We start from the raw sequence: 14,387 nt of genomic DNA, 5'->3' as shown, positions 1-14,387 counted from the left end.
AGGTATCGCATGGACGACCTCTCACCGCGAAGTGTTTTAGAGCATTTCAGCCACCAGGCGGCCCCGATGGGCCAGGTCCTTCCGCGACGGCTCGGTCGTGTCAAGAGCCTATCCCATGGACCAGTCGGCACCGGAAATTTCCTGGTCCATGGGGAAAATCTCGACGTTTTGTCCCTGCTCGGGCAGTCCATTGGCGGCCGGGTTAAGTGTGCCTACATGGACCCGCCTTATCGGACTGGAGAGCGCTTTACGCATTACAACGATGACGCAGAACACGAAGAGTGGCTGAGGGATGTCAGTGCGCGGGTGCGGCGAGTTTGGGAACTGCTTAGTGACGACGGGAGCGTTTGGATTTCCATCGACGACCATGAACTCCACTACCTGAAAGTGGCAGTGGACCGAGTCATTGGGCGCGAAAGCTTTGTCACGACCGTCATCTGGCAACAGCGCACCACTCGGGAGAACCGAAAGGTGTTCTCCAACAACCATGAGTACGTTCTTGTTTATGCCAAGAACCCGCGCAAGTTCAGTCAGGTTCGGAACGGATTGACCTTGACCGAAGATATGAAAGGGCGCTACGTCAATCATGACGATGACCCAAGAGGTCCTTGGCAGTCGGTATCTGCCAACGTGCAGGCCGGTCACGCGGTTGCCTCTCAGTTCTACGTAGTTACCGCACCCAACGGCCGCAAACACTATCCGCCGAATGGCAGGTGCTGGGTTTACAACCAGCAGCGCATGGAGTTGGAGATTGCGCAAGGCAACGTCTGGTTCGGCAAGAATGGAAACGGCGTGCCAAGGCTCAAGAAGTTCTTGTCAAGCTCCCACCGTGGTCTGACACCTGAAACGCTGTGGACTGCAGACCAGGTTGGTACTAATGACCACGCCAAGAAGCACATCCACGCGCTCTTTCCAGGCGAGCCCCTGTTCGATACGCCGAAGCCTGAAGCGCTTCTCGCGAGGATTCTTCACATTGGAAGCAACCCCGGGGACTTGGTCTTGGACCCGTACTTCGGTTCTGGAACGACCGGAGCTGTTGCCCTCAAGATGAATCGGCGCTTCGTCGGAATTGAAGCAGGCGAACACGCCTCCAGCGTGGCGGCGGCTCGCCTACGTCAAGTAGTGGAGGGTGAACTTGGCGGAATTTCGCCTGAGGTCGACTGGGAAGGCGGGGGGGGATTCGACTTCCTTCGCATGAGGTAGGGCGGTACCCTGAGGCGGAGGGGTGCTGCGCTTGGCGAAGTCTCTGTCTTTCTGCTCGCCGCTCGGATGCTGCCCCCAGTACGCTCACACCATCAAAGCGTCGAGTTGGGCGTGGGCACGGTTTCGAACCTTGTCCAGTTCCAAGGGCCGGACTTAGCCCGTCCCACCCCCTCGAAGGGGCGCAAGAAAACTTCGAGCGGCCCGACGCTTTCTTGAGAGTACCCCGCTGCACTGAAATGCCCAGCCACTCAGCCCTGGCTGATCTGCACCTTGGGCGTCCACAGCGCGGCCCAGCGCTGCTGCGGCTCGGCTGGGCTCAGCGCCTGTGGCGAGGCAGGCTGCGAAGCCCCAAGAGAGGCACGCTCGACCAAGCAGTTGGCGTTGACAGCGCCAAACACCTGCTCGCCTTGCTCAACCACCACGCCCATCAAGACGCCGCAATGGCTGCAAAGCATGAACTTGGCGCTGCCAGAGCCTTGGGTGTAATGGTGCAGTGCGGCGGCCTCCGACACGTTCAAGCGCAATGCCCCTTGGGGGTCAGAGATGTAGGCCGCGCCATGCTTGGTGCAAAACGAACAATCACACGCCCTGGGGTTGAAGCGGCTGACGTCCACCGCTGTGTCAAAGCTCAGCCGCAAGCGGCCGCAGTGGCAGGCGCCGTGCAGCGTTGTTGAAGTGGGCATGTGGGGCATCTTGGGTGTGGCGGTGATAGGGCGCGAGCAGCCTAGCTGGTGGCTTCCCCGCCCAGCAACTTCAATCCCAACACGCCCACCACGATCAACCCAATGCAGGCTAAGCGGGGCAAGGTGAGTTGCTCGCCAAAAAACAAGCCCCCCAGCAAGGCGGCCCCCACGGTGCCAATGCCCACCCACACGGCATAGGCGGTGCCCAGCGGCAACTGGCGCATGGCCAAGCCCAGCAGCCAAAAGCTGAGCCAGGCGGCGATCAAGGTGATGGTGGTGTAGAGGTGCCTGCTGAAGCCCTCAGAAGCCTTCATGCTGACCGACCAGACGACCTCCAGCAGGCCCGCAAGGAGGAGGATGAGCCAAGCCATTTGGGGGGTGATCTGAAACGTCATGGTATGAGGTGGCTCCTGGAGTTTGGCCGAGATAGACCAGCGTCAGTCTGCCTCAATCTCACTGGAGAGGGGGCGGCACAGGCTCTTGTTGATCCACGGTAGATGGACAAGCCCACCTACCAGAGTTTCCACCAAGGCTTGTTGTCGGGCAGAGCCTGTTCACGTGCCTGGCTTGGCCCGAGCGTGCCGCCAAAGTCCGTACGGTCGGTGACAGCCATCGCCAACACCGTTGTTGAAAGCATCTCTGTCACGACGCGCAAACCGAGCTTTCGTTGCAACACTTCAGCGTCTTGGGCGCCGTATGCGTTCATGTTCAATCCGGCTTCTTCCGGAACGGGAACTCCGGCCAGGCGGATGTGACCTTCGACGCTGTCGATGCTGCGTACCAACGCACCGTTTTCAAAGCACATGAAGCTGGCCGTGGTGCTGCCTGAATCAACGACGAATGAAAGGCATTGACCGAATTTGACACTCAAGCGAGCGAGCGCAGCATCGTCGGCGCAAAGTACATAGGAGCTGTCCAGCAGCACCGCCCAAGCACCGTCTTGCAAGCAGCCATACACCTCAATTCCAGTGTTCTGAGGCGACCAGTCATTGGCGGAAACGAACTTCGTATGCTGCTTCTGCCACAACAGATAGTCGTCCACAGAAGCCAGCGTGGCACTTTCTGTCAGTTCGTACCTCGGCCAAACCTCGGTAAAGGCGCTGACCAATGGGTCAAGGTCTGAAGTGACGGCGATAAAGCCGTAGCGAGTTCCCACGGGAAAAATCCTAAATTGATGAGGGTTCGACGGGGCCAGAGCTTGGCTCACTCTAGCCCAAGCAGGCCGGTGACGGACTGTTCCAGCATCTCCACCAGCTCAGCGTCCATATAGGCGTACTCGTCGGGAATGTCGAGAACATGCAGCGGCTTGTGGCGCAGCGCTTCAGAGAAGTCAGCCATGAGCCGAGACTTGTGCTTTTGCTCCATGACCATCACGACATCGGCCCAGGCAATGTTTAGGGTCTGTTGACCTATAAATCCTACCCGCGTGAGCCCTACAGGCCATGCCAGTCTAGGCGCGCTGCGCCGCCCGCACCTCTGTGCGGGCAAGCGGCGCAACAACGAATGGCGTGGCCTGTAGGACTCACCCTCAGGGCAGTGCGTCCAAGGGCGCTGGCGGGCGTTGCCCTCCTTGCCCGGGCACCAGCCCGGGCTGCGGATCGCGCCTACTCCAGCGCCCTTGGACACTCCTGCGCGGGCAGGATTTATATGTCAACAGACCCTAGCGACAAAGGCGTCTACGTTCATGCCCTGTGTGAAGCATTGGATGTCCCGCGCAGCCTCCCGCGCATCCCACAAAAATGCCCGGGGATCACGCTGCATAAACCGGTTCGCGGCTTTGATTGATGCTGGCCAACACGTAGGGGTTGCGTACAGCGCTTGGCTCTACCAAATCTACGCTGCGGCCCAACAAGGCCTCAAGCGCCAACTTGGCGCCGAAGAAGCGCCGTAGGTCAGGCGGTGTCTCGGGTTCGAATTCCACCAAGAAATCCGCATCGCTGAGAGCTGGGTCAAAGTCCGACCCCCGCGCTGCAGAGCCAAACACCTCCAAGCGCTGAATGCGGAAGCGTTGGCATAGCTCAGCAATAGAGCTTTGGTGGATGGCGATGGCAGGGTGCATGAGGTGGAGTGTAGCGGGGGCGAAGTTGGCGCACGAGGCTCACTTCCCCCACGAATCCTTCAACCCCGTCACCCGGTTGAACACCACCTTGCCGCCCACGCCGTGGTCCTTGCGGTCGGCCACAAAGTAGCCGTGGCGCTCGAACTGGAACTTCTGGTCGGGTTGGGCCGCGGCGAGGGAGGGCTCGACGATGGCGGTGATGACTTTGAGGCTGTTCGGGTTCAGCGCTTCCAAGAAGTCTTTGCCACCGGCGTCGGGCTGGGCTTCGCTGAAGAGGCGGTCGTAGAGTCGCACTTCGGCGGGCACGCCGTCGGCCACGGCCACCCAGGTGATGGCGGCTTTGGCCTTGACACTGTCCGCACCCGGGGTGCCGCTCTTGGTGTTGGCAATGACCTTGGCCAGCACTTCGGTGACTTGGCCGCTGGCGTCGCGGCTGCAGCCGGTGCACTCCACCACATAGCCGCCTTTGAGGCGCACCAGGTTGCCCGGGAAGAGTCGCTTGTAGCCCTTGGGCGGGGTTTCTTCAAAGTCTTCGCGCTCGATCCAGACCTCTTTGCCGATATTGAAGGCGCGGTCGGGCGGCGGGGTTTGGCCTTCGGCAATGGCCGAGTGGGGCAGGGCGGGTTGGCTGCAGTCTTCGGTGTAGGCGTCTGAGCCGAAGACTTCGGCCCAGTTGCTCAGCACCAGCTTGACCGGGTCCAGCACGGCCATGCCGCGGTGGGCTTTTTGCTCCAGGTCGTCGCGCAGGCAGCCTTCAAGCACCGAGTAGTCGAGCCAGATATTGTGTTTGCTGGCACCGCTGTCGTCGGCCAGCTTGCGGATGGCCTCGGGCGTGTAGCCCCGGCGGCGCAGGCCGGCCAGGGTGGGCATGCGGGGGTCGTCCCAGCCGTTGACATGGCCTTCGTCCACCAGTTGTTTGAGCTTGCGCTTGCTGGTGATCACGTAGCTCAGGTTCAGGCGGCCAAACTCATATTGCTTGGGCAGCGGGTGCTGCAGCAGGCCACCCACTTGGCGGCCGTCGGGCAGGGTCACGGTTTCAGTCAGGCGCTCCAGCACCCAGTCGTAGAAGGGGCGCTGGTCTTCAAACTCCAGCGTGCAAATGCTGTGGCTGATGCGCTCTAGCGCGTCTTCAATCGGGTGGGCGTAGGTGTACATCGGGTAGATGCACCATTTGTCGCCGGTGTTGTGGTGGGTGGCGCGGCGAATGCGGTAGAGCGCCGGGTCACGCAGGTTGATGTTAGGCGCGGCCATGTCGATCTTGGCCCGCAGCACCATGGCGCCGTCTGGGTGCACGCCGTCGCGCATCTCGCGAAAGCGCGCCAGGTTCTCGGCCGGGGTGCGGCCCCGGAAGGGGCTGTCCACGCCGGGTTTGCCAAAGTCGCCCCGGTTGGCGCGCATTTGCTCGGGCGTTTGCTCGTCGACATAGGCCAGGCCGCGCTCGATCAGCAGCTCGGCCGCTTGGTACATGAAGTCGAAGTAGTTGCTGGCGTAGAACTTGTGGGCGGTGCCATTGAAGTTCCAGTCCCATCCCAGCCAACGGCCCATCTCTTCGATGGCGTCCACGTACTCTTGTTCTTCTTTCTCGGGGTTGGTGTCGTCAAAGCGCAGGTGGCACACCCCACCAAAGTCGCGCGCCAGGCCCACGTTCAGGCAAATGCTTTTGGCATGGCCAATGTGCAGGTAACCGTTGGGTTCAGGCGGAAAGCGCAGGCGCACGCGCGCGGGGTCGATGCCACCGGCTTCATGGTGGGCGGCATCGCCCGGGCTGCCCGCAAAGCGACGCTGCTCGTAGGTGCCAGCCTGCTGGTCGCGCTCGATGATGGCGCGCAAGAAATTGGCAGGGGCGGGCTTGGCCGCAGCGTCGGTGGGGCGATGGTCGCTCATAGGAGGCGTGCCGGGGGTGGCCCGGCGGTCTTTGAAGTGAGCGCTGATTGTAGCCAGCGCCCCTGTGCCCGCAGGTGCGCTGCCCAGCGTCTAGGCGGCTCTCAGCGTGGGCTGCGCAGCTTGGCGGCTTCGGCGTCCACCATGCGTTGGCGCCAGCCGTCGCGGCTCAGGCTCAGCCAGGTGCCCAGGGCGTGAAAGAACAGGCCCACGCCCCAGCCCAGCAGGGGAAAGAGGTTCCAGTGCGCGTCGCGCTGCTGGGCCAGAACATAGAGGCCCAGATTGACCAGCACATAGACGGCCGCATGGGTCATCAGGCCGATCTTGCGGTTCACCCGGTCTTCAGCTTGGGCGTAGAGGTCGGTGGAGGTTGTGGTGGTCATGGCGGGCTCCTGGGGTGAGGTGAATCAATCAATCAATCAATCAGTCAGTGCCTGCATGGTGCGCCAAAGCAAACGCCTCGTCGCGGGGTGTGCGACGAGGCGTCTGTAGGGGGCGCCAATGGCCAGCCCAGGGCGTGAACGGGCTGTACCTTTCGGTCAGTACTTTTCGCGCCAGGTCATGCGACCCAGATTAGCCTTGTTGGAATGGGTCAGGGCTTTGCTGTTGGAGCCGGGGGCAGGGCTGCCGCCCCCACCGCTATTGCCACCCGACCAAGAATTGGACTGCCCGGTGTCTTGGCCCAAGCTGGGCAGCAGCAAGGACATCTGCTGGGACTGCGTGGACGCTGACCGCAGAATGGTCGGCGGGCCAAACTGCGAGCCACTGACCGCCATGCTCGTGGGCGAGATGGGGTTGCTGGAGTTGGGATCAAAGCGGTCTTGGCCGTCGATATTGCCGTCGCCATTGGTGTCAAAAGCGACGATGGGGCTGTAGCCGTGCAGCGGGTCCAGCTCATTGAGCCAAGAGCGCGGGCCAATGCAAATGTTGGTGGCCTGGTTCGGCGTGGTCGGTCGCACCGACGAGAACATGACCAAGCCCGTGGGTTGCACGCGCGGTGCGCCCACGCCGTGCTCAAAGGCCTGCAGGTTCGCGCGCCAGCCCAAGACCGCGTCGTTGTTGTAGTTCACGGTGGTCGGCTTCAAGGCGCGGTACTCCACGCCGTTGATCACGCGGTTGGTCTCGTAGTTGATGGTGGTGAGGTTGCCCAATTCCACGGATCGCCCCTTGCCCTTGTCCAGGATGCCGTAAATCGACTGAGTGGACACATTGGGTGAGCCGATCAGCGGGGAGATGGCCGCGCCAGTCGAGAACACCACCTGCCAGCAGCGCTTGGCGTTGGCTGGGGCATTGTCTGCCCCACAGTTCTTGGCCAGCGTGTTCACACTGACAAAGGGGGCCTGGGTGATGGGCTGGTTCACATCGGTCTTGAACAGGCGAGTGGCCTTCACGGCGCTGGGCGTGCTCACGTCGAAGCGCCACAAATTGCCCTTCAAGTCACCGGCGTAAACCACATCGATGGTGCCGTTGTGGTCGATGTCCACGGGTGTGGGTGTGCTCAGGCCGTTGTCAAAGGCCACCTCGGGTTCGGTCTCAATGCCGGACCACACGTTCTTGTCGCCGATAGACCAAGCGCGGTACTTGGTGGCGGCATCGGCCTTGTCGAGGTAGAAGGCGTAGAGCACCGGCGTGCCCGTGCCGCTATCGGCGGGCGTGCCGGACTTGCCATCATTGCTTTCAATGCCATTGCCCACCAACACAGCGCTGCGCTTGTCGGCCAACTTGACCAGTTGCGCAGAGCTGATGCCAGCGCCAGTGTCGGGTTGGCTGATGATGTAGCCCAGGTCCTTGAGGTCTGGCGCGCTGGTGTTGGTGTACTCGAAAAGCACGCCACTGCCTTGCTTCAAGTCGGTTTGGCTGACATCCAAGGCGGTGATGGCCCGGGCCCCGCGGCCATAGAGAATGACGGCCACGGCGCGCCAGTCTGGGTTGGCTTCAGAACGGATGTTGGTGTGGCCGACGATGGGCACGTTGTCCACAAAATAGGGCTTGCTGCGGATCTCGGCGGGGTTGAGGTCGCTGTAATGCGCGGCTCGGCGCAACATCACGTCGGGCACAAACGTCCAAGCCTCGCTCAGTGATTCGCCCTTGGTTTCGTAGGCATGCAGAGCACCATCATTGCCGCCGTATATGGCCAAGGGAAAGGCGCGCGGCAGGGTCTTGCGGTAGTCGGAGAAGCCGGGGAAGTTGGCTTCAGGGCGCGACTCGGAGGCCCAGTTGGGCAAGATGACCGGGGCCGAATTGATGACCGGGCCTAAGGTGAAGCCATTGCGGCCTCGGAACGCTCCGGCATCGGTGCCGCGCAGATAACTCAGCCGCGCCACACCTTGGTTGTCCCTCACACCGTTGTGGTCCAGGTTCAGAACCTCGCGCTGCACATCCGCCAGATTGGCCCAGTTCAGGTCGGTCACGGCCTTCGTCTGGACATTGTCCGTGGGTTGCGCAGTGAAAATCTTGCGCTGCGATGGCACCAAGGTGCTGCTTTGCGCGGACTGGAAGGGGCTGCCGATGAGCTGGCCGCTCTGGTTCACGTTAAAGGCCCAGAGGTCGCCACTGAAGTACTGCAAAGACCAACGCCCTTGCACGATTTGGGTGCGAGGGTCGCGTGGGCCCAAAGTGGTGTTGTTCAAGCGTGCAGTGGTGGACGAGGGGAAGGCCGCGCAGCCGGTGGTCAGGCCGCCGGGAGACATGATCTTGGTCGCCGTTTGCTCTTCAGAGAAGCCTTCGCCCACTTGGTCAATGGCGCGGCTCTTCAGCACCACAGTTGCGCCCGTTTGGCAGTCGGGCGCACCCGGGGCTTTGGTGGCCACACACACTTGGATGGGGTCGCCCTCGTAGGTCAGGTCAATGCCAAACACGGCCGTGGCAGGAAGCAGCGAGGGGCTGTGCAGTTCGAGACCGATCTTGAGCACGGGGTAATCTGCGTACTTGATGTCTGAGATGTCCAGCTGATAGCTGTTTGTGGCGAAATTGCGCACGGGCCTCAGCGCGTCTGGCAACTGGTTGCCATTGCCGTCTTTGAGGGTGGCCGTTACGCGGTCCAGGCCGTTGGCGCCGCCCCAGGGCAGGCTTGGGCTCAAGCGCAGCTTGCCCCACTTGGTGACATTGGCGCGGCTGCCGTCGCACTGGAAGTAGTCTGCGATCGGGTTGAACACGAAGTCGGGCAGCTTGGCCGGAATGCCGTTCTTGCACTCACCGCCCGCTGGTGTACTAGGGTCAAAGATGGCGGCATTGGCATCGTCACCAATGATCATCAAACAATTGGGCCGCGTCGGGTCAATGATCGAGGAGTAGGGGTAGAGGGAACCGATAGTCCATGTGCCGCACATGCTGTTGGTCGCAAAGTCATAGCAGCCCGCTTGACTGGTTTTGGCGCCATAGATCTTGGTGCCGATGATGGCGGAGAGGTTGTGATAGTGGTAGCCCGCGAACACCGCAGGGAACAAGCCATACGTGGTGACAAAGCTCTGAAAGTTGGGGTGTGAGAGAAAGGTCGTGCCATTGATGGCCGCACAGGTGCTGCTGTTCATGGTGCACACCCCTTTGGGCGTGCCATTGGCTTCTAGGTAGGGGTAGATGCCGTTGCCACCGATGGTGAGGCCTGTGTTGGACCAACCCGCGCAAGTGCTCTTGATCGCCGGGTCGTGGCAGAACACCCGACCCGTGTTGTTGGCGAAGTAAAGCTTGTTGCCCAGGGTTACCGAAGTCGTTCCGCCAGCACCGGAAAACCAGGCGCCGGGGTAGTTGGTGGACCCGCAAGTGTTGCGGGTGTTGATGTCGAAGCACCACACCGTGCTGCTGCTGGTGATGACAAAGTACTGGTCACCCACCGAGGTCAGGCCCATGGTGTTGCCGGGGCCGGCCGTACCACCCAACACCCAGGATCCGCAAGAGGTGATGGTGTCGAGGTCAGTGCAAACGATGGTCGGGCCCGAGGGGCCATCGACGCCCACAAACAACTCACCGGTGTTGTAGTTCAGGGCCTCAATAGGCAGGTTGGGTGTGTAGTAAGGCCCTGACTGCGTCAAGGCAGCACCATTGCTGCCGTTCAAGGCGTAGCCGTTGGCGTTCCAGCCCTTGCAGGTCTGGCCATCTGTGGCGCTACGGCACTTGAGCACGGTGCCGTAGTTGTGGTGGTTGACCACGAACAGTCCGTCGCTGTAAGGGATGATGCGATAGCCGTCGCCCGTGCCGCTGAAGTTCACGGCTTTGTTGACGGTGCTGGTGGAGCCTTTGAACTTGTAGCTCAACATCCACTTGACGGCGGTCACAGACGCGCCGTTGGCGGGCTCGGTTTCTGTCCAGTTGCCGTTGACTTGCCATTGCAAGGTGGTATTGGCCGGTTTGCGCACCGAGCCTGCCACCCAGGAGTGGCCTGGGGGCAGCGTCAGCAGGCCTTCTGACTCAAAGGGGCTGGCAATGCGGGTGTTGAACGAGGTGGTCCACCGCACCGTGTCAAAGGGTTCGAGGTCGAAGGTGCTGTTGATGGCCTTGGAGGTACTGGGCGCAATCACCTGCCCGTTGATCTCTAGGTAGCTGCCCAGCGGCGACTTGACTTGGCTTTGGGCGACCGCCCACGCCAACATGCCGCAGCTCGCAATGCCCACGGTCCAACGCACTCCCTTGAGAACTGCAGACTTTGACCACCCCATGATTGACTCCGTATCGCTGTGGCCCGCCCATTGGCAGGCCCACATAGATTATCGAAAGCCCTGATTCCAGATGGAGGGTTATTTGTGTGGCAAAGCGTAAATATTTAGCAGGAGTAGCGATATAAAAATTACTCTCGCAACCGAGTGCATTGAATCTAATTTCCAATCACCGCGAGTTAACTTCAGATTTTTGTTCGAATGCGCCAGTTAAGCTCTGCTGAATGAGAGCTTCAAGGGCTTGGGTCGACGAGCGGTGCCTGCCCGGTGCTGAGCGGTTGAGTGGGCTCTCGCGGCCCAAAGACCCAGTTGTAACCCCGGCTCAGAGCGCTTTGAAGCGCCCCGCGTAGACCCGGCTCACCGCCAAGCGCTCTGGGCGCCGATGCAGGCAAAGCGTGATCTTGCCGGTCTCATCGCGCAAGGCTTGCGCCACTTCGCGCCACTGCACGACCGTGCCCCGATGAATTTGCCAAAACTGTTGTGGATCTAACTGACTTAACAGCTCCCGCAGCGACAAACGGATCAGATGCTCCTTCGCCGCTGTCATGACGCGCACATATTTGTCAGCGGCCTCGAAGTAAATCACCTCGTCTACGGGTACCAGGGTAATGTGTGCACCTTGTGAAACCTGCAACACCTGCAGCCTTTCTGGGGTGGGTGCAGGGCTGAGCAAGTCGCGCAGGCGGGCCAGCAGGGCGGCGTCCTCGGTTGGCGGGCATGTTGGCCCGGTGCTCGCGTTGGCGGCCGCCTCTGGCCCGGCTAAGCGGGCCTGCAGACGCTGGCAGCAGGCCTGCAAGCGCTCAGGCTGCACCGGCTTGAGCAGATAGTCTGCCGCCGCGCGCTCAAAGGCTTGCAGGGCATAGTGGTCGTAGGCGGTCACAAAGACGATCAGCGGCAGCGCATGGCCTTGCGGCCAGTCCTCCACGATGGCTTGGGCGGCGTCCAGGCCGTCGCGCCCTGGCATGCGAATGTCCAGCCACAACACCGTGGGCAAGTGCTGCAGCGCCAAGCTGACGGCCTCGTCGCCATCTTGGGCCAGGGCCACCAGGCGCAATTCGGGCCAAGCCCGGGCCAATTCGGCTTGCAAGGCACGGGCGAGCAGCGGCTCGTCTTCGGCAATCAGGGCGGTGTGCGTCATGTCGGGGTGATGGGGAGGTCAATCTGGGCCACAGTGCCGCCACCGTCACGCGGCTGCAGGCTGAAGTGGGCGGCGGCGCCGTGCAGGGTGGCCAGGCGTTCGCGAATTTGGGTCAGGCCAAAGCCTGAACCGGGTTCGGGGGGGCGCGCTGCAGCCAGGCCCGCGCCTGAGTCTTCGACGCGCAAGCGCAGCAGCCCGTCCTCGCGGTGGGCCGACACCCGCAGCAGCCCGCCCGGGCGATGCGGCTCCAGGCCATGCTTGATGGCGTTCTCCACCAAGGGCTGCAAGAGCAAGGGCGGCATGGGCAGGGCGGCGTCGTCGGGGGCCAGCTCAAACTCCACCGTCAGCCGTGATCCCATGCGGATCTGCATCAAGGCCAAATAGTCTTGCAGCCGGGCAAACTCGGCCGACACCGGGTGCGCCGGGCTGCGGCTGGCGTTGAGAGTGGCGCGCAGGTAGTCGATGAGTCGGTCCAGCATGTGCTGGGCCTGGGGCGGGTCCAGCCCGATCAAGGCGCGCAGATTGGCCAGGGTGTTGAAAAGCATGTGCGGCTCCAACTGGCTTTCCAGCAGGCGCAGCTTGGCTTCAGTGGCGTGGCGCAGGGCTTGCTCGGCTTCAGCCTGCGCGGCGGCCAGCCGAGCGCGGCTGCGAAACAACCACGTGCCCGCCATCGAGGGCAGCAAGGAGATGGCAAAGATCACCGCCCAGGTGTGCAGATTGGGGTTGAACCAGTCGGTGTGGTGGCCCAGCAGCAAGTCGCCCACCCGTGAGCCCATGAGCATGCCGCCCAGCACGCTGACCACGATCACCACGCCGGTGGTCAGTGCATTGGGCCAGCCCTCATGGGCGGTGTGCCCGCGCCGCACCCGGTAGAGGCTGATGCCGCGCAAGCCCAGGTTGATGAACAGGGCGCAGAGGTTGCCGATCAGCAGCGAATACAGCGCCGCAGGCCACCACGGTGTGCCCAGCAGGGTCAGCACCACGGCCACCACCAAGCACAAGGCTTGGGTGGCCGGCAGGCCCTTGATGAAGTCGGGCCAGAAGCCCAGTGGGTGGGTGGAGCGGGGGTCAGGCAGCATCGGGGCGATGGTGCCACAGGCCTCTGCCGCAGCGCACCCGCGCTGCGATCAATGGCCGCCCGCTGGCGCCACCCTGGCCCGATCAGGCGCCAAGCGCCTTAACGCCGCTTGCTGCCGCCGCCCAAAATGCCGCCCAGCACGCCGCGGATGATCTCGCGGCCCACGGCCGTGCCCATGGTGCGAATGGCGGATTTGGCCGCCATCTGGGCCAGGCCGTCGCGCTGGCCGCCGCGCGGGCCGGTGGAGCCAAACAGCAGGTCGCTCAAGCCGCCCATCAGGCCGCCGCTGGCTTCGTCGGCGGCACCCTTGGCGGCGTCCATCATGCCGCCCTTGGTGGCATTGGCTGCCTCTTGGGCCAGGCCGCCGCTGGCGCCGGCGCTCGTGGTCGCACCACCCTTGAGCTTTTCGTAGGCTGATTCGCGGTCGAGTGTCTTTTCGTAGACGCCGGCCACCAGCGACTCTTGGATCAATTGCTGGCGCTGGGCGGCGGTGATGGGGCCGATCTGGCTGCCCGGGGGCAGCACAAACACGCGCTCCGTCACGCTGGGGCGGCCCTTGGCGTCCAAGAAGCTGATCAGGGCTTCGCCCACGCCCAACTCGGTGATGACGGTGGCAATGTCCAGGCCAGGGTTGGCGCGCATGGTTTCGGCCGCGCTCTTGACGGCCTTTTGGTCGCGCGGCGTGAAGGCCCGCAGCGCATGCTGCACGCGGTTGCCCAACTGGCCGAGCACCGTGTCGGGCACGTCCAGCGGGTTTTGCGTCACAAAGTAGACACCCACGCCCTTGGAGCGCACCAGGCGCACCACCAGCTCAATGCGCTCGACCAGGGCGGCCGGGGCATCTTTGAACAGCAGGTGGGCTTCGTCAAAGAAGAACACCAGCTTGGGCTTGTCCAGGTCGCCGACCTCGGGCAGGGTCTCGAACAGCTCCGACAGCATCCACAGCAAGAAGGTGGCGTAGAGGCGCGGCGCGTTCATCAGCTTGTCGGCCGTCAGGATGTTGATCACACCCTGGCCTTGAACCGTTTGCATGAAGTCGGCGATGTTGAGCATGGGCTCGCCAAAGAACTTGTCGCCGCCTTGCTCTTCGATCTGCAACAAGCCGCGCTGGATGGCACCAACGCTGGCCGGGCTGATGTTGCCGTACTCGGTGGTGAACTGGCTGCTGTTGTCGCCCACGTACTGCAGCATGGCGCGCAGGTCTTTGAGGTCCAGCAGCAGCAGGCCGTTGTCGTCGGCCACCTTGAATACCAGGCTCAACACGCCGGCCTGGGTTTCGTTCAGGGCCAGCATGCGGGCCAGCAGCAGCGGCCCCATGTCGGAGATGGTGGCGCGCACCGGGTGGCCGGCTTCGCCGAACACGTCCCACAAGGTGGTGGGGCAGGCCACGGGCTCGGGGGTGGGCAGGCCGCGCTCTTTGAGGATGCCGGCCAGCTTTTCAGAGATGCTGCCACGCTGCGAGATGCCGGTCAGGTCGCCCTTGACGTCCGCCAGGAACACCGGCACGCCCAGCTTGGAGAAGTTCTCGGCCAGGTTTTGCAGCGAAATGGTCTTGCCGGTGCCCGTGGCCCCGGTGATCAGGCCATGGCGGTTGGCCAGTTGCGGCAAGAGATGGCAGGCGACATCGCCATGCTGGGCGACAAGGATCGGATCGGCCACAAGCAGTCTCCAGGCTGAAAGAATGAGAAAATCGAAG

Annotated in this window: 12 protein-coding genes; 1 reads left to right on the top strand and 11 read right to left on the bottom strand. The window is 62.6% G+C overall.

Features of this window, described 5'->3' with window-relative positions; genetic code table 11:
• Positions 1-9: 9 nt before the first annotated feature.
• Positions 10-1,203, top strand: a complete 1,194-nt coding sequence (locus ACIQ3Q_RS04080) for a site-specific DNA-methyltransferase (protein ID WP_396267704.1) — start codon at positions 10-12, stop codon at positions 1,201-1,203.
• A gap of 248 nt (positions 1,204-1,451) precedes the next feature.
• Here the strand turns inward: ACIQ3Q_RS04080 and ACIQ3Q_RS04075 are convergent, their stop codons facing one another.
• The 11 genes from ACIQ3Q_RS04075 to ACIQ3Q_RS04025 all read right to left on the bottom strand — a co-directional run bounded on the left by ACIQ3Q_RS04075 (position 1,452) and on the right by ACIQ3Q_RS04025 (position 14,350).
• Positions 1,452-1,886, bottom strand: coding sequence for a GFA family protein (locus ACIQ3Q_RS04075; protein WP_396267703.1), 435 nt, complete (start codon positions 1,884-1,886; stop codon positions 1,452-1,454).
• Positions 1,887-1,927: 41 nt separating this feature from the next.
• Entirely contained in the window at positions 1,928-2,257 is a 330-nt protein-coding gene (locus tag ACIQ3Q_RS04070; protein WP_396267773.1) for a DMT family transporter, read from the bottom strand.
• A gap of 140 nt (positions 2,258-2,397) precedes the next feature.
• On the bottom strand, positions 2,398-3,042 hold the full coding sequence (locus ACIQ3Q_RS04065) for a hypothetical protein (RefSeq protein WP_396267702.1): 645 nt from the start codon (positions 3,040-3,042) through the stop codon (positions 2,398-2,400).
• 47 nt (positions 3,043-3,089) lie between these two features.
• Positions 3,090-3,224, bottom strand: a complete 135-nt coding sequence (locus ACIQ3Q_RS04060; protein ID WP_396267701.1) for a hypothetical protein — start codon at positions 3,222-3,224, stop codon at positions 3,090-3,092.
• A gap of 412 nt (positions 3,225-3,636) precedes the next feature.
• On the bottom strand, positions 3,637-3,945 hold the full coding sequence (locus ACIQ3Q_RS04055) for a nucleotidyltransferase family protein (RefSeq protein WP_396267700.1): 309 nt from the start codon (positions 3,943-3,945) through the stop codon (positions 3,637-3,639).
• Between the two features lie 39 nt (positions 3,946-3,984).
• Positions 3,985-5,829: a glutamine--tRNA ligase/YqeY domain fusion protein gene (locus ACIQ3Q_RS04050; protein ID WP_396267699.1), complete on the bottom strand. Its 1,845-nt coding sequence runs from the start codon at positions 5,827-5,829 to the stop codon at positions 3,985-3,987.
• Between the two features lie 101 nt (positions 5,830-5,930).
• Positions 5,931-6,209, bottom strand: coding sequence for a 2TM domain-containing protein (locus ACIQ3Q_RS04045; RefSeq protein ID WP_396267698.1), 279 nt, complete (start codon positions 6,207-6,209; stop codon positions 5,931-5,933).
• 156 nt (positions 6,210-6,365) lie between these two features.
• Positions 6,366-10,478, bottom strand: coding sequence for a pilus assembly protein (locus ACIQ3Q_RS04040; protein WP_396267697.1), 4,113 nt, complete (start codon positions 10,476-10,478; stop codon positions 6,366-6,368).
• A 319-nt stretch (positions 10,479-10,797) separates the two neighbouring features.
• Positions 10,798-11,613 carry a LytR/AlgR family response regulator transcription factor gene (locus ACIQ3Q_RS04035; RefSeq protein WP_396267696.1) on the bottom strand — a complete coding sequence of 272 codons (816 nt, stop codon included), beginning with the start codon at positions 11,611-11,613 and terminating at the stop codon, positions 10,798-10,800.
• On the bottom strand, positions 11,610-12,692 hold the full coding sequence (locus ACIQ3Q_RS04030; protein WP_396267695.1) for a sensor histidine kinase: 1,083 nt from the start codon (positions 12,690-12,692) through the stop codon (positions 11,610-11,612). Before ACIQ3Q_RS04030 ends, ACIQ3Q_RS04035 begins: the two co-directional genes overlap by 4 nt.
• A 98-nt stretch (positions 12,693-12,790) precedes the next feature.
• Entirely contained in the window at positions 12,791-14,350 is a 1,560-nt protein-coding gene (locus ACIQ3Q_RS04025) for a helicase HerA-like domain-containing protein (RefSeq protein ID WP_396267694.1), read from the bottom strand.
• Between the last annotated feature and the right edge of the window lie 37 nt (positions 14,351-14,387).

The sequence above is a fragment of the Ideonella sp. genome, assembly GCF_044358605.1.
Taxonomy (GTDB): Bacteria; Pseudomonadota; Gammaproteobacteria; order Burkholderiales; family Burkholderiaceae_C; genus Ideonella.
This window is presented reverse-complemented; position numbering and strand designations above follow the sequence as displayed.